We start from the raw sequence: 15,176 nt of genomic DNA, 5'->3' as shown, positions 1-15,176 counted from the left end.
AGTCATGAGTACCCGCAGCTGGGTTATCTCATACTATCGATAGAGGATGTTCTGTGTAGGAGAACCGAACATTGCCGAAGGAAAGGAGTGAGCGGTGTGGACATGCACAAGGGGGGTACCGTCTACCTGCGTCTTCGCAAACGCATCACCATAACTCCCGGGACCGAGCTGAAGCTGGGGGACGTTGCGCGCATCGTGGCAACCGGGCAACGTACACGTCGTCTCAGTTCACTGCCAATTTACAAGCATGCACCCGAGGACGGCAACCGATACGTCATTGACGTGCTCTATATCATTCAGCGCATCCGTGCGGCAGAGCCGAGTCTGACCATCGAGCCCTATGGGGACCCGCAGGTGCTTGTGATGATCTCCGATAAACCGAGCAAGCCCAAAATCATTGTGCTCGTATTCGCTTGGCTGCTCCTTTTCTTCGGCTCGGGATTGGCTATTATGAACTTCCATGCAGATGTGAACATGCAGCAAGTCCACGTGCGTCTCTCGGAGTTGATCACTGGCAAGGCGATCCAGCATCCCTTGTGGTTTCAAATCCCCTATTCCCTGGGCATTGGCTTTGGCATGATGGTGTTTTTCAACCATTTGTTCCGCAAACGGCTTAATGAAGAGCCGAATCCGCTGGAAGTTGAGCTCTATATGTATCAAGAAAACGTCAATGCATACGTGATTGCAGATGAAATGCGTAAGAAACAAGCCACAAAGGATGAGGGGGATGACTGAGTGGCTGGCTTATCCGTTGCTCATCTTCCTTGGGCTTGCGGGCGGTGTTGCTGTTGGAAGCGGAATGGTGGCGCTGCTGGTCATCCTTGACCTGATTCCGCGGCTGGCCCAGTTGGCGAATGCCTTTCGAAGATCCATCTGGTTTGAAACGGCTATTACCTCAGGCGCGGTCTATTGGTCTTTTGCTGATTTTTTGGATTGGCGGCTGCATATGCCGGGGGTGGTTCAATTGGTGGGGATCGGACTGCTGGATGGGATTTTTATCGGCATGCTGGCTGCCGCCTTGACGGAAGTGTTAAATGTACTGCCCATTCTGGCCAAGCGTCTCCATTTGAGCCGGTTTATTACGGCCCTGGTTATGGCAATGGTTTGTGGCAAACTCGCCGGGTCGCTGTTCGACTGGCTGATCTTTCAAAGGTAAGTTCCTATGAAAACAAGTGATATTAAGGAAGAGGTGTACGCGTATGGATGAGCAACAGACCGAGATGGAACAGGAAGCCTCAGCTCCCCCTCCAGGACTGGATGTACAGCCGGAGAACGAGCAGAAGAAATCGTCCACGGATGAGGAGCAGCGGCGGTTACCTGCCGATCTGGAGACATTCAAGCGGATGCTGGAAGATCAAGTAGGGCTAGGCAAGAGCTTTGACGTGGTGGCAAGGGAAATGACCTTTGGGGGACGCCGGACGGTGCTGTTCTATATGAATGGCTTCGCCAAGGATGAGGTTCTGACCGACGTGCTGACACGTCTAACTTATCTGGAGGACGACGAGCTCTCTGCCCATGCAGTACATGGCTTTTTGCATCACTATGTGCCGGCAATCCAGGTCGAGACTGAAGAGCAATTTGATGGCGTTGTGGACGCGGTTATGGCAGGCAATACCGCGCTATTTATTGAGCATGAGCGTACGGCGCTAATTATTGATGCCAAAAACTTTCCTGGACGTTCACCGGATGAGCCCTCCCTGGAACGTGTCGTCCGGGGCAGTAGAGACGGCTTCGTCGAGACGCTGATGGTCAATATTACACTTGTGCGCCGGCGACTGCGTGATCCTGGACTGCGCTATGTGATTACGCAGGCAGGGCGACGGACACAGACGGATGTATGTCTGGCTTACATTGAAGATATCGCAGATCCCGAGCTCGTCAAATCGATCCGAAGCAAAATTGACGAGGTGGAGCTGGATGGATTGCCGCTGGCGGACAAGCAGCTGGAAGAGGCGACGGTCAAGCGGGGGTGGAATCCGTATCCGCTGGTCCGTTATACCGAACGTCCCGACGTCGTCGCTGCACAACTGATGGAAGGGAACGTGGCGGTCTTCGTCGATACCACCCCCAGCGTGATGCTGCTCCCAACGACATTCTTTGACCTGGTACAACACGCGGAGGAGAATCGGCAGACCCCGTTCATTGGGACGTATTTGCGCTGGATTCGCTACTTCGGCATTCTTTCCTCCTTGTTCTTGCTGCCGTTGTGGGTTTTGTTTGTTATGGAGCCCGCTTTGAGACCTGCTTTTTTGTCTTTTATCGGCCCGCAAGATATGGTCAAGCTGCCGTTAATCATGCAATTTATCATTGCTGAGGTTGGTGTGGACTTGATGAGAATGGCTTCCGTTCATACCCCAACCCCCTTGGCCACCGCGATGTCGCTGATTGCCGCAATCCTCATCGGTGACATAGCTGTACAAAGCGGTTTTTTTGTCAACGAGGTGGTCATTTATATGGCGATTGCCGCAATCGGGATGTTTGCTACCCCAAGCTATGAGCTGGGACTGGCCAACCGGATTGTAAGGCTGCTGCTGCTAGTCGTGGTTGCCGTTTTCAAGCTGCCGGGATTTCTGATTGCCACGACCCTTGTGTTTATTATTCTTGTCAACGAGCGTTCCTTCAACCATCCGTATATGTGGCCGTTCATCCCGTTTGATGCGCGAGGCATGCTCAACATTATCATCCGGGTGCCGGTCCTATTTAACCGTACCCGACCTAATCTGCTGAACCCGAAGCAGCTCAACAAGATGCCCGAGCACAAGGGTGGCGGCGGGGGCCCATTGCAATAAATACAAATCAACGGTGAATAAATCCATTTCGCTCGCGCTGCAAATGCGGTATACTTGATGTCATATGGCGTCAACTGCGGTTCTTATTCTGAACCGACTGTACCAGACTTCCAGATTGCAGAAAGCGGAGGGAAAGCTATGTATTTGCATGGGACAAGCAAAATCAACGATAAAGGCCACCTGGAGATCGGCGGCAACGACGTTACCGAGCTGGCAGCCACTTATGGCACGCCGCTCTATATTGTAGATGAGGCGCTCGTGCGTCAGCGCGCGCGTGAATATGTGGAAGCCTTCCGTGCTTCCGGATTGAAATTTCAAGTAGCATATGCCAGCAAAGCGTTCAGTGTTATGGCAATGTGCGTCATTGCAGAGGAAGAGGGCTTGTCGCTCGACGTCGTATCTGACGGAGAGTTGTACACAGCACTTAAGGCAGGCTTCCCTGCCGAGCGAATTCATTTCCACGGCAACAACAAAACCCCGGATGAGATCAATATGGCGCTTGATGCGGGAATCGGTTGTTTTGTCGTAGACAACTTCAACGAGCTGCAATTGCTAAATGCTTTGGCGGCTGACAAAGGCAAGAATGTTAAAATCCTGCTTCGGATTACGCCAGGCGTTGAAGCTCATACGCATGAGTATATTTCGACCGGTCAACAAGATTCGAAATTTGGCTTCGACCTGGGCAATGGTGCGGCATACCAAGCGATTCAGGAAGGGATCTCGCTTGCCAACATCGACGTGCTTGGCGTTCACTCCCATATTGGATCGCAGATTTTCGAGGTTGAAGGCTTCCGTATGGCAGTAGACAAGGTATCCCAATTCGCATTGAAGGTGAAGGAAGAGCTGGGCTTGACGTTCCAGGTCATCAACCTTGGCGGCGGCTTCGGCATTCGCTACACCGAGGAAGATTCCCCGCTTCAAGTTCGTGAATATGTTGAAGCCATTACAGATTCGATCAAGTCCAACTTTGGCGCAGCAGGACATCCGCTGCCTGAGATTTGGGTTGAGCCGGGCCGCAGCATGGTCGGCGATGCCGGAACGACACTGTATACGGTCGGCACCAGCAAGGATATCCCGGGCGTGCGCAAGTATGTCGCCGTTGACGGCGGCATGACAGACAATCCGCGTCCTGCGCTTTATGAGTCCAAGTATGAAGCTGTATTGGCTAACCGTGCCAATGAAGCGGCGGAAGAGACGGTATCCATTGCCGGTAAATGCTGCGAGAGCGGCGATATGCTGATCTGGGATCTGGAATTGCCGAAGTCCCAGAGTGGCGACCTGCTAGCCGTATTCTGCACAGGCGCATATAACTACGCAATGGCGAGCAACTACAACCGGATCCGTCGTCCAGCCGTCGTGTTCGTCAAGGACGGTCAGTCGGATCTCGCGGTGAAGCGGGAGTCGCTGGACGATATTGTCGGCAACGACGTCATTCCTGCTCGTCTGCTCAAAGCATCTGCGGTTAAATAGAAATACAAACACGGGCGGTCGTCTGACCGCCCTTTTTTAAACTGTTGAAGAAATGCCGGAGAGGCACGGAATCGAATCTGGAGAAGCGAAGCGTTCGCCTTTGTCCCCGGATTTCACCCCTAAAAGGGTAAAAATCAAAGAAATCTGGGGACAACAGCGATTGGAAGATCGATCCGTGACTGTAGGCATTTCTTTTCCAACAGTCCGATTTTTGCGATTGCGCTGCAATTGTAGTAAGATGGTACCATACATACGATATCAAGGAGTGATTGGCATGGCAAAACAAGCAAAAATCAAAATGGAAAACGGCGCAGAAATCGTTCTGGATCTTTTCGATACAGACGCGCCCAACACAGTAGCCAACTTCGAAAAATTGGCCAATAGTGGTTTCTATAACGGATTGAACTTTCATCGCGTGATTCCAGGCTTTGTCGCGCAAGGCGGCTGTCCTGACGGCACTGGCGCTGGCGGACCTGGGTACCAGATCGATTGTGAGATCAACCCGAACAAGCATGAACGCGGCACACTGGCGATGGCTCATGCAGGACGGAACACAGGCGGCAGCCAATTCTATATTTGCTATCAACCGCAACCGCATCTTGACGGCGGTCATACAGTTTTTGGCAAGGTCGTTAAAGGCATGGAGCATGTGGATGCATTCAAAGGCCGCGACAAGATGGAAACAGTCGAAGTAGTCGAAGCGTAAATTTTGTTAGTAAACCAATGATGGGATCTTTCATTGGTTGTAACGACAAAATGAGTCGTAGTTGTGACAAATGACATTGCTTTTTAAAGCATTCAGTGGTAATATTACTTACAAAAGTAATGCAGCTTTCCTTCGGGGTAGGTGAAATTCCTAACCGGCGGTGATCGGGAGCAGGTTTATCGTCCATGAAACCAACAGGTTCCTTGGACAACCTGCTTCCGTCAGTCCGTGACCCGGTGGATCGTGCGGTGTACCTCACATGAGGTCACCGGCTGATCCAACGGTGGACCTGGTGCAAATCCGGGACCGACAGTACAGTCTGGATGGGAGAAGGAGATGCTTGAAGATTTCATATTCTGCGGCTTGCTAGGATTGTTCTTTTTTTCACAATTCTGCAGCTTGTTTGAATTTGCCATCATCATGTATCCCTACATCATCTCACCCCCGGAGGCAGCTGCTCCGGGGGTGTCTGTGTTGATCGATATTATTAATGATGAATATTACATGCGGCTCGCGTTGGATATTGCAGCCAAGGCCAAGGGCCAGACCGGTATCAACCCGGTCGTGGGCTGTGTGGTCGTCAAGGCGGGGCGTATTATCGGGATTGGAACACATCTGAAGCGCGGTGCTGGTCATGCCGAGGTGCATGCGCTGGATATGGCCGGTGAGGAAGCCAAGGGGGCGACGGTCTACGTGACGTTGGAGCCTTGCAGCTATCATGGCAAGACGCCACCTTGCTCGGAGCGAATTGTTGCCGCACAGGCCGCCAAGGTTGTTGTCGCTATGGAGGATCCCAATCCGAAGGTAGCAGGTCGGGGTATCGCGCGGCTCAGGGAGTGCGGTGTGGAAGTAAAGGTTGGCGTGCTGGCTGCTGAAGCACGAGTTTTGAACGAGGCCTTTATCAAATATATTACGACCGGCCGGCCTTTTGTAACGCTGAAAACAGCGAGCACGCTGGACGGCAAAATCGCTGCAAAAAGCGGTGACAGCCAGTGGGTGACAGGGCCCAAAGCGAGGGAAATGGTTCACACGCTCCGGCATCAGCATGAAGGCATTATGGTCGGCGTCGGCACGGCACTCACAGATGATCCGCTGCTGACGACAAGACTGTCGGTTCCCGCGATTAGTCCGGTCCGTATTGTTGCAGATTCGGCTCTGCGTCTTCCCAGTACGGCACGCTTGCTGCAGGATGGCGCGACGCGCACGTACATCCTGACAACAGAGCGGGCTGACCCAGCCAAGATCAAGGCGCTGGAAGCAGCCGGAGTTACGGTGGTCGCAAGCGGGGCAGGCAAACATGTCGATCTGAGAATTGCGATGAAGCGGCTTGGCGAGCTCGAGATCGGATCCATCCTGCTCGAGGGCGGCGGACGGCTCAATGGTGCCATGCTGGAGGCTGCTTTGATTGATAAGGTCATGCTGTTCTACGCGCCCAAGATTATTGGCGGAGCTGCAGCGCCGGTGAATTTTGCACTGAACGGCTGGGACCGGATGGCTGATGCGGTGCAGATCGGCCAGATGCAGGTAGAGGTTGTCGGGGAGGATATTTGTCTGACCGGTTATCCGGTCTATCCCGGACAGTCCAAGCGTTAACGAGGAACGAGAGAAGGAGGCGTCAAGCTATGTTCACAGGTTTGATTGAGGAGATCGGCCGCCTGAAGCATACCGGCAGGCAAGGAGAAGCGATGCTCCTCACCATCGAGGCCTCGACGATGCTGGAGGATGTCAAGCTGGGCGATAGCATCGCCGTCAATGGTGTGTGTCTGACAGTCGTAGCTTACGACAAGACGAGCTTCACTGTCGATGTCATGCCGCAGACGTACCGACATTCCAATCTGAAGGATATGCGAAGCGGACATCTCGTCAACCTGGAGCGGGCGATGCTGGCTGGGGGACGGTTCGGCGGACATATCGTTCAAGGTCATGTCGATACAACGGGAGTTATCACCGAGCGCAAGCAGGATGCCAATGCTGTCGTCTACCGCATTATGCCTGCCCAAACCGATGCCATGCGCTACATCATTCCCCAGGGCTCCATCACGCTCGACGGCATTAGTCTGACGGTCGTCACAACGGATCAGGATGCGGTGACCGTATCGATTATTCCGCACACCCTCAAGCAAACAGCCCTGCAATACAAGGGCCAAGGCGATACGGTGAATATTGAGACAGATGTGCTGGGCAAATACATGGACCATCTGTTGCATTATGGCAGCCGATCAGCAGCAGGGCCCTCTTCATCTGAAGGCCGGCAACCGGCAAGAAGCGGATTATCGGCGGCATTCCTATCCGAGAACGGATTTATGTAACGATAGACGATTTCCATTACTAGTTAGCCGAAGGAGCGAAGCGCGATGCAGGACGCCGTTTCATTTGACGCCATAGAAGAAGCCATTTATGATTTGATATTGGGCAAGTCGATCATTGTCGTGGATGATGAGGACCGTGAGAATGAAGGAGATCTGATCGCGCTGGCGGACAAGGCTACACCGGATCTGATTAACTTCATGATCAAGGAGGCACGGGGGCTTGTGTGTGTGCCGATTACACCAGAGCGCGCGGAGGAACTGGATCTGCCGCCGATGGTTTCGCACAACACCGACTATCACGGCACAGCCTTTACCGTATCCGTTGACCATATCTCAACTTCCACAGGAATCTCGGCCCCTGAGCGTGCAGAGACAGTCCGCCGGTTAATTGACCCTGACACCAAAGCGGGGGATTTCCGGAGACCGGGCCATATCTTTCCGCTGATTGCCAAAAAAGGCGGGGTGCTGCGGCGTGCAGGCCACACGGAAGCTGCGATAGACCTTGCACGGATGTGCGGTTCCAAGCCGGCTGCCGTAATCTGCGAAATCATCAAGGAAGACGGAACCATGGCCAGACTGCCTGACTTGATCGAATTCCGTGAGAAGCATGGATTAAAGCTGATTACGATTCAAGATCTGATTCACTACCGCAATGAGAAGGAAAAGCTCGTCGAGCGCATCGTTGAAGTGAACATGCCGACTGACTTCGGTGTATTCCGGGCAGTTGCATACACAAATGAGGTCGATGGTAAAGAGCATGTCGCCCTGGTAAAAGGACAAATTGACCCGGATCAGCCGGCGCTGGTACGTGTGCATTCCGAATGTTTGACCGGCGATGTGTTTCACTCTCACCGTTGCGACTGTGGTCCCCAGCTTGCAGCCGCGCTTCAGCAAATCGACGAAGCCGGCAGAGGCGTGCTTCTCTATATGCGTCAAGAAGGCCGCGGTATTGGGCTTATCAATAAATTGAAAGCTTACGCCCTGCAGGAGCAGGGATTGGACACCGTCGACGCGAATATTAAACTTGGTTTTGCTCCTGATTTGCGCGATTACGGAATTGGCGCTCAAATTCTTAAGGATCTGGGCATTAGCAAGATGCGTCTGTTAACCAACAATCCCCGCAAAATCAAGGGACTCGAGGGCTATGGCATCGAGGTTGTAGAGCGGGTGCCGCTGCAGATGCCGGAGAATCAGGATAATTCCAAGTATTTGCATACCAAGCAGGCTAAACTTGGCCATATGCTGCGTTTTGATGAAGCAGAACCACTCCCCATCAATCAAGAGATTGAACAAAAGGAAGGATGAGATAGAATGACACGCATGTATGAAGGTCAACTCGTTTCCCAAGGATTGAAGTATGGCATAGTTGTCGGTAGGTTTAACGAATTTATTACCTCGCGTTTGCTGAGCGGGGCCCTCGATGCCCTGAAGCGTCATGGCGCAACAGACGAAGAGATTGAGGTTGCCTGGGTACCAGGAGCATTTGAAATTCCGTTGATTGCCCAAAAAATGGCCGAAAGCGGCAAATATGATGCGGTCATTACGTTGGGTACGGTTATCCGTGGATCTACACCGCATTTTGATTATGTCTGCAGCGAAACAGCCAAAGGTGTAGCTGCCATCAACCTGAAAACTGGCGTACCGACGATCTTCGGCGTCTTGACCACTGATTCCATTGAGCAGGCCGTCGAGCGTGCCGGTACCAAAGCGGGTAATAAGGGCTGGGAAGCGGCCGCTTCTGCCATCGAGATGGCGAACCTGACCAAGGCGCTGGAAAACTGATTCGCCGCAGCGGGAGGATACCCACGTGACGATGCTCTATAAGCTGGAGAGCTTTGAAGGACCACTGGATTTGCTCCTCCATCTGATTGACAAGGCCGAGATCGATATTCATGAAGTGTCCCTGAGCGACATCGCGGATCAGTATGTCGCGTATCTGGAGGCGATGCAGGAGCTGGAGCTCGATGTGACCAGCGAATTTTTGGTCATGGCAGCCACACTGCTGTCCATCAAGAGCCGACAGCTGCTGCCGAAGCCGCCCATTGTGGATGAAGTATACGACGAGTGGATGGATGACGGCCTCGATCCGCATGATGAGCTCATTCAGAAGCTGGTAGAGTATCGGAAATACAAGCTAATTGCGGAAGAACTCCGTACCAAGGAGTATGAACGCAGTCTTGTGTACACCAAGGAGCCCGAGGATTTAACGCCATTCCTCCCAGAGATCGTGGAAAACCCGGTCAAAGGTCTTGGCGTGTCGGATCTGATCGCCGCTTTTCAGAAAGCGTTGAAACGGGCTGCCAGGCGGTCATTTGTTGCAACAGTGAGAAGAGATGAGATCTCAGTGAAAGACCGGATTATGGATATCGTCGAACTGCTCAAGGAGAACCAGATGGTCCGTTTCTCGCGGCTGGTCCGCAAGGATTTGGACCGGCATGAGATTGTTGTGACGTTTCTGGCCATTCTGGAGCTGATGAAGATGAAGCAGGTTCACTGCTTTCAGCATCAGTTGTTTGACGATATCGTGATTCATTGGAGAGGGGAAGCAGCAGAGAGTGGACTTTCCGAAATTGAAGTCGATTATTGAGGGCTTGCTCTTTATGGTCGGCGATGAAGGCATAACAACTAAACAGATGGCCGAGGTCACGGGGCAGGAGGCCCAGGTTGTATCCGAGGCGCTGTCAGAGCTTCGCAAATCCATGGTAAAAAACAAACGGGGTATCCGCATTGCCGAAGTAGCGGGTGCCTACCGTTTGACAACCAATCCGGATCATGCGATTTATTTTGAGCGACTGGCGCATTCTCCTAGTCGTGCAAGTCTGTCCCAGGCTGCCCTCGAAACCCTGTCGATCGTTGCCTACCGGCAGCCGATTACCCGGGTAGAAATTGAAGAAATTCGGGGCGTCAAGACGGATCGCGCGCTTCATACCTTGGTGGGCAAGGACCTCATAGAGGAAGTCGGGCGCGCCGAGGCAATCGGCAGGCCGATCCTGTACGGGACCACAAAAGCATTTTTGGATTATTTCGGCTTGTCCGACCTCAATGCACTGCCAGAGCCTGCCGCTATGGATGCCGAGGACATGCTGGATGAGCAGACACAGGCTTTGTTTGAGAAGCTGGATGAACGCCAGCTCACCTTGGATGAATATAACGAAGAAGACTCTGATCGTAACGACAACGTATGAGACGTGCCAGATTAGCCTATACTACATCTATCCAGATTCAGGAAACGGGGTGAACCGCTGATGCGAGGGTTCCCGGAGGGGTGGATAGTGTGGCTAATCGCGGCGGGTCTCTTTTTTTTGGCCGTTGTAATCCTATGTTCCTCTCATGTTGTTGCAATAGGAAGACTGACCCGAAAAAACGAGGATGACCAACTTTCTTTTCATATTCGGGCGTTATTTGGGTTGATTAATTATGTGTGGGAAGTACCCATCATGACAATGGCTCCCGGCGCGGTGGATATTAAGACAAAAACCAAAAACCAGCGACAAGAGGGCTCCACAACCGAATCTGAAGAACGAATCGGTGTAAAGACAGTGATGAATCGGCTGGAAGAGTACAAGCTATTAATTCAGCACACCGATCGAATGTTTAATTGGGTCGGCAGGTCTCTTCGTCATGTGAAGCTGGAAGAATGGCGTTGGCAGACTGCTGTAGGAACAGGAGACGCTGCATGGACAGCGATGGCTTGCGGTGCGATGTGGACAATCCAGAGCACCTTGCTTGGCGTATCCTCGCAATTTACTAGACTACGTGCGGTTCCCTACATGACCGTGACGCCGATTTACAGCCATAGTCATTTTTCAACGGAGTGGTCTTGTATAGCAAAAATCCGGTTCGGTTATGCTATAGTTGCCGGACTGCAATTACTGGTTCGTATACGAAGGGTGAAAGGAGGCCTCACCACATGGCAGAACATCCTATTCAAGGGTTAATGCAAACGGCTATGGAAAACATCAAGGAAATGGTGGATGTAGACACAATCGTTGGAAGTCCTGTACAAACTCCTGACGGCAGCGTGATCATGCCAATTTCCAAGGTGGGCTTTGGTTTTGTGGCTGGAGGTAGCGATATCGGCTATGGCACCAGCAACAAAACTCAAGCACAAGCCGCGGGTAATCAGGAAGGTCAGCATACGGGCAACAATCAACCATTTGGCGGCGGCAGCGGCGGCGGGGTGTCCATTACTCCGATAGCATTTCTGGTCGTCGGTACACATGGCGTGAAGGTCGTTCCGCTCGATAATCAGACCCATCTGATGGAACGAATTATTGATTCGGCGCCACGAGTCATCGATAAACTGCAGACGATGTTCCGTTCCGAACGTACGCAAAATGACGAGCATATCGAGGATCTGGAAGACCTTGTACATCTTAGTGATGAAAAAGGGCATCTCATCTAGTCTATTGCAGATCAGGGTGCCAAGGGCAGTCACATGCTTTGGCAGGCGAACCGCAGCCCGGCGTAGCTGGAGCTGCGGTTTTTGGCGTGTCAGTGAACATCGGACATATCCGCAAGGCCCGTACATATAATGTACAAGACTGTGGCAGCCTGGGCGGCTGCCTATAGAAAGCGAGGGTAAACATCATATGCTGAAGCGATTGCTGCTTATTGTCATTGCCATATGTGCCGCTTGGCCGGTGCTGCCTGCAGTCTATCCCGTGTATGGAGCGGCCCCTGCCATCTCCACTCATGCCCACGCGGCGGCCGTGATTGATGTGCAGTCCGGCAGAATCCTGTATTCGCAGCGCGGAGACGAGCCGAATAAAATCGCCTCCCTGACCAAAATAATGACGGCCATTGTTGCTATCGAACATGGTAATTTGGCGGACATTGTCAAAGCCGGCAAAGGTGCGGTAGGCAAGGAAGGCTCCTCTATCTATCTGCAACTCAACGAAGAAATGAGTCTTCACCATTTGTTGTATGGACTGATGCTCCGCTCAGGCAACGATGCAGCTACTGCCATTGCAGAGCATGTCGGCGGTTCGGAAGCAGGCTTCGTTCATCTCATGAATGAAAAAGCGACCTGGCTTGGACTCGAACAGAGTCATTTTATGAATCCGCACGGACTGGATCATCCAGAGCATTATTCCTCAGCCAATGATCTTGCCAAATTGACAGCTTATGCGCTGCGCAATTCCGTGTTTCAAGAGATCGTCAAAACCCGTATCAAAAAAGTACCCAATCCTCATGATCCCTGGGACTACACATGGACTAACAAAAACAAAATGCTCGCCATGTATGAAGGAGCGGACGGCGTCAAAACGGGCTATACCAAGCAGGCGCTGCGCTGTCTTGTCTCGTCGGCCACCCGCGAAGGTCAGCAGATTGCGGTCGTTACGCTTAATGACGGGGATGACTGGGCGGATCACCGCAAGCTGCTGGACTGGGCTTTCGAGCACTACCCCAGCGCGGACCTGATCCGGATCGGTCAGAAGGTGACGGGGCATCCCTACGTTGCCTTGGGAACCTTGCGCTATCCAATGGCAGTGGGTGAGCAAGCGAGTGTAAAGGCCAAACTGGTGGCCACCGATCCGACATCCATTGACTATGCGCTGGGACACCGCGGCAGACTGGAGTATTACATGGAGGAAGATCTGATAGGAGCTGTGCCGCTCAAGGAGAGTCCTCCTCCCGAATCCCGTGCATCGGGGAGCAGGACGACCGATGCGGCTCAGACGGTATCCTCTAGCCGTCAACAGACGGAATCGTTCATGTTCTCGCTCTACCGTGTGCTGCTTAGCGTCTTCGGAGCGGGGGGAGAGCGATGGTAAACTGGATTTGGCTGCTGCTGATGACTATCAGTGTCGTATTCGCCGCTTTCACAGGCAAGCTGGAGGCTGTAACGCAGGCCGCTTTTGAAGGTGCCAAAACAGGTGTAACGGTCAGCTTCGGCCTCATAAGCGTGCTGGTGTTCTGGATGGGGATCATGCGGATTGGGGAGGACGCAGGCCTGCTGCGCAAGCTAGCGACGCTGCTTAGTCCACTCGTCCGCTTCCTCTTCCCTGATGTACCCAAGGGGCATCCCGCATTAGGATACATTATGACCAACATGAGCGCCAATATTTTGGGGTTGGGCAATGCTGCCACCCCAATGGGGATCAAGGCGATGCAGGAGCTGCAGAAGCTCAATCCCGACAAAGAAACAGCTACACCGGCCATGTGTACCCTGCTGGCGCTCAACACCTCCAGCATTACACTTGTTCCGACCACGCTGATTGCTATCCGTATGAATTATGGCTCTGCACATCCTGCGGAAATCGTAGGGACGACCTTGCTCGCTACAGCCATTGCAACGGTCGCCGCCATCCTGGCGGACCGTTGGTACCGCAAGCGAGCCATGCGGCCGCCAACCTTGACACACCAAGGAACAGACAAGCGGCCGCCGCATACGTCGGAAGGTGCCTCGATACCGCCGGCGGCCAATGGCACAGCTTCCTAGCAGCTCGATCAGGTGGGGGGGTAGCAGATGTATGATCTGATTACAACGTTATCGATTTGGCTTATTCCTGCTCTTATTGTATTTATTCCGCTATACGCAGCCTTTCGTAAAGTCCCCGTCTATGAGTCATTTGTAGATGGGGCCAAAGGAGGCTTTGATACTGCCATCGCCATTATTCCTCACCTGGTTGGGATGATGGTGGCAATCAACATGTTTCGCGCCTCCGGTGCAATGGAGCTGATGGTACAAGCGCTGCAGCCGCTCATGGCGGGCATCGGCATTCCGAGTGAAGTGCTGCCGCTAGGTATGCTTCGGCCGCTTACCGGAGCAGGTTCGCTGGCGTACACGACGCATCTAATTGAGAACTACGGGCCTGACTCCATGATCGGAAGAATTGCTTCAACCATTCAGGGCAGTACGGATACCACGTTATATGTACTCACGGTTTATTTTGGTGCTATCGGCATCCGCCGCACGCGATATGCCCTCAAGGTCGGACTGTTCTCGGATGTGGTGGGGTTTGTGGCCGCCGTCTTTATTTGTCTGTATATCTTCGGTTAGAAGCTAGGTAAACCGCAGGCTTTTGCCTCATGCGCATGCTTGTGCTTTGGCCAAGCTGTGGTATGATGTGAATGAGGTGAAACAATTGGAACGTTTACAGAAGATATTAGCCCAGGCGGGAGTCGCCTCCCGTCGCAAATGTGAAGAACTTATCCTCTCCGGTTCGGTCCAGGTCAATGGCGAAACGGTGACGACACTCGGTGTCAAGGCAGACCCGGCAGAGGACAGCATTACGGTGAACGGCAAACCGATCAAGAGCGAGAGCAAGCTCTACCTGATGCTTAACAAACCCAAAGGAGTCATCACAAGCGCCACGGACCCAAAAGGCCGCAAAGTGGTGGGTGATTATCTGCCGGGTATCAAAGAGCGTGTGTATCCCGTTGGACGATTGGATTACGATACCGAGGGGCTGCTGCTCCTTACGAATGATGGTGAATTTGCCAACCTGCTGACCCACCCCAAGCACCATGTGCCCAAGACCTATCTAGCCACAGTCAAAGGGGTACCACACGGTTCGCTCCTGGATAAACTGGCCAAAGGCATCCAACTCGAGGATGGCATGACCGCTCCTGCCCAGGTGGAATACCAGGATGTTGATGAGGAGAAGAAACAGGCTGTGATTACCATCACCATCCATGAAGGGCGCAACCGTCAGGTGCGTCGGATGTTCGAAGCAATCGGTCATCCGGTCACCCGTCTGAAGCGTGTGCGGTTCGGGGAGCTGGGGCTTCTCAACCTGCAGCGCGGCAAGTTCAGACATCTGTCACCTAAGGAGGTTCAGGAGCTTCTGGGACTGGCTCGCAAGTCACATAATGTTCATAAAAAGTGAACTCTGCCCCGGTTTTTAAAGTTCCGTTATTCGCTATAATGTAACTATCATGCATTGTAGCCTAGGT

Annotated in this window: 17 protein-coding genes and 1 riboswitch; all 17 genes read left to right on the top strand. The window is 52.8% G+C overall.

From position 1 onward, the window contains the following. Positions 1 to 102 precede the first annotated feature (102 nt). The 17 genes from F556_RS0109665 to F556_RS0109585 all read left to right on the top strand — a co-directional run bounded on the left by F556_RS0109665 (position 103) and on the right by F556_RS0109585 (position 15,109). Positions 103 to 735, top strand: coding sequence for a stage V sporulation protein AA (locus tag F556_RS0109665; protein WP_040716307.1), 633 nt, complete (start codon positions 103 to 105; stop codon positions 733 to 735). Next, positions 728 to 1,156: a stage V sporulation protein AB gene (locus F556_RS0109660; protein WP_020616738.1), complete on the top strand. Its 429-nt coding sequence runs from the start codon at positions 728 to 730 to the stop codon at positions 1,154 to 1,156. Before F556_RS0109665 ends, F556_RS0109660 begins: the two co-directional genes overlap by 8 nt. Before the next feature lie 43 nt (positions 1,157 to 1,199). After that, positions 1,200 to 2,789 carry a spore germination protein gene (locus F556_RS0109655; RefSeq protein ID WP_020616737.1) on the top strand — a complete coding sequence of 530 codons (1,590 nt, stop codon included), beginning with the start codon at positions 1,200 to 1,202 and terminating at the stop codon, positions 2,787 to 2,789. Positions 2,790 to 2,927: 138 nt separating this feature from the next. After that, entirely contained in the window at positions 2,928 to 4,259 is a 1,332-nt protein-coding gene (gene lysA, locus F556_RS0109650; RefSeq protein ID WP_020616736.1) for a diaminopimelate decarboxylase, read from the top strand. 274 nt (positions 4,260 to 4,533) lie between these two features. After that, positions 4,534 to 4,965 (top strand): peptidylprolyl isomerase, encoded by a 432-nt coding sequence (locus tag F556_RS0109645; protein WP_020616735.1) that lies wholly within the window; start codon positions 4,534 to 4,536, stop codon positions 4,963 to 4,965. A gap of 124 nt (positions 4,966 to 5,089) precedes the next feature. Beyond that, positions 5,090 to 5,304: riboswitch (FMN riboswitch) on the top strand. After that, positions 5,302 to 6,558 carry a bifunctional diaminohydroxyphosphoribosylaminopyrimidine deaminase/5-amino-6-(5-phosphoribosylamino)uracil reductase RibD gene (ribD, locus tag F556_RS0109640; protein WP_020616734.1) on the top strand — a complete coding sequence of 419 codons (1,257 nt, stop codon included), beginning with the start codon at positions 5,302 to 5,304 and terminating at the stop codon, positions 6,556 to 6,558. Its footprint overlaps the riboswitch before it by 3 nt. 29 nt (positions 6,559 to 6,587) lie before the next feature. Then, positions 6,588 to 7,274 (top strand): riboflavin synthase, encoded by a 687-nt coding sequence (gene ribE, locus F556_RS0109635; protein ID WP_020616733.1) that lies wholly within the window; start codon positions 6,588 to 6,590, stop codon positions 7,272 to 7,274. 45 nt (positions 7,275 to 7,319) lie between these two features. Continuing rightward, positions 7,320 to 8,579, top strand: coding sequence for a bifunctional 3,4-dihydroxy-2-butanone-4-phosphate synthase/GTP cyclohydrolase II (locus F556_RS0109630; protein WP_020616732.1), 1,260 nt, complete (start codon positions 7,320 to 7,322; stop codon positions 8,577 to 8,579). Positions 8,580 to 8,585: 6 nt separating this feature from the next. Next, a complete protein-coding gene (gene ribH, locus F556_RS0109625) occupies positions 8,586 to 9,056 on the top strand; it encodes a 6,7-dimethyl-8-ribityllumazine synthase (protein WP_020616731.1) in 471 nt (156 codons plus the stop codon). A gap of 25 nt (positions 9,057 to 9,081) precedes the next feature. Next, the gene (locus F556_RS0109620; RefSeq protein ID WP_020616730.1) at positions 9,082 to 9,861 is read left to right on the top strand and encodes a segregation and condensation protein A; all 780 of its coding nucleotides are present in this window, start codon (positions 9,082 to 9,084) and stop codon (positions 9,859 to 9,861) included. Continuing rightward, complete coding sequence (gene scpB / locus F556_RS0109615) at positions 9,830 to 10,459, top strand: SMC-Scp complex subunit ScpB (protein WP_020616729.1); 630 nt, start codon at positions 9,830 to 9,832, stop codon at positions 10,457 to 10,459. The genes F556_RS0109620 and scpB overlap by 32 nt, the downstream gene beginning before the upstream one ends. A gap of 252 nt (positions 10,460 to 10,711) precedes the next feature. After that, a complete protein-coding gene (locus tag F556_RS0109610) occupies positions 10,712 to 11,212 on the top strand; it encodes a DUF2953 domain-containing protein (RefSeq protein ID WP_169447563.1) in 501 nt (166 codons plus the stop codon). After that, complete coding sequence (ytfJ, locus tag F556_RS0109605; protein ID WP_020616727.1) at positions 11,185 to 11,679, top strand: GerW family sporulation protein; 495 nt, start codon at positions 11,185 to 11,187, stop codon at positions 11,677 to 11,679. Before F556_RS0109610 ends, ytfJ begins: the two co-directional genes overlap by 28 nt. 187 nt (positions 11,680 to 11,866) lie before the next feature. Then, positions 11,867 to 13,051: a D-alanyl-D-alanine carboxypeptidase family protein gene (locus tag F556_RS0109600; RefSeq protein ID WP_020616726.1), complete on the top strand. Its 1,185-nt coding sequence runs from the start codon at positions 11,867 to 11,869 to the stop codon at positions 13,049 to 13,051. Then, on the top strand, positions 13,045 to 13,719 hold the full coding sequence (locus F556_RS0109595) for a nucleoside recognition domain-containing protein (RefSeq protein WP_020616725.1): 675 nt from the start codon (positions 13,045 to 13,047) through the stop codon (positions 13,717 to 13,719). The genes F556_RS0109600 and F556_RS0109595 overlap by 7 nt, the downstream gene beginning before the upstream one ends. 27 nt (positions 13,720 to 13,746) lie before the next feature. Next, entirely contained in the window at positions 13,747 to 14,280 is a 534-nt protein-coding gene (locus F556_RS0109590) for a spore maturation protein (RefSeq protein ID WP_020616724.1), read from the top strand. A gap of 85 nt (positions 14,281 to 14,365) precedes the next feature. After that, positions 14,366 to 15,109, top strand: a complete 744-nt coding sequence (locus tag F556_RS0109585) for a pseudouridine synthase (RefSeq protein ID WP_026297206.1) — start codon at positions 14,366 to 14,368, stop codon at positions 15,107 to 15,109. Positions 15,110 to 15,176 lie beyond the last annotated feature (67 nt).

Source organism: Paenibacillus daejeonensis DSM 15491, assembly GCF_000378385.1.
GTDB classification, from domain to species: Bacteria; Bacillota; Bacilli; order Paenibacillales; family Paenibacillaceae; genus Paenibacillus_D; species Paenibacillus_D daejeonensis.
Note: the sequence above shows the minus strand (reverse complement) of the source record. Positions and strands in the feature narration are given on the sequence as shown.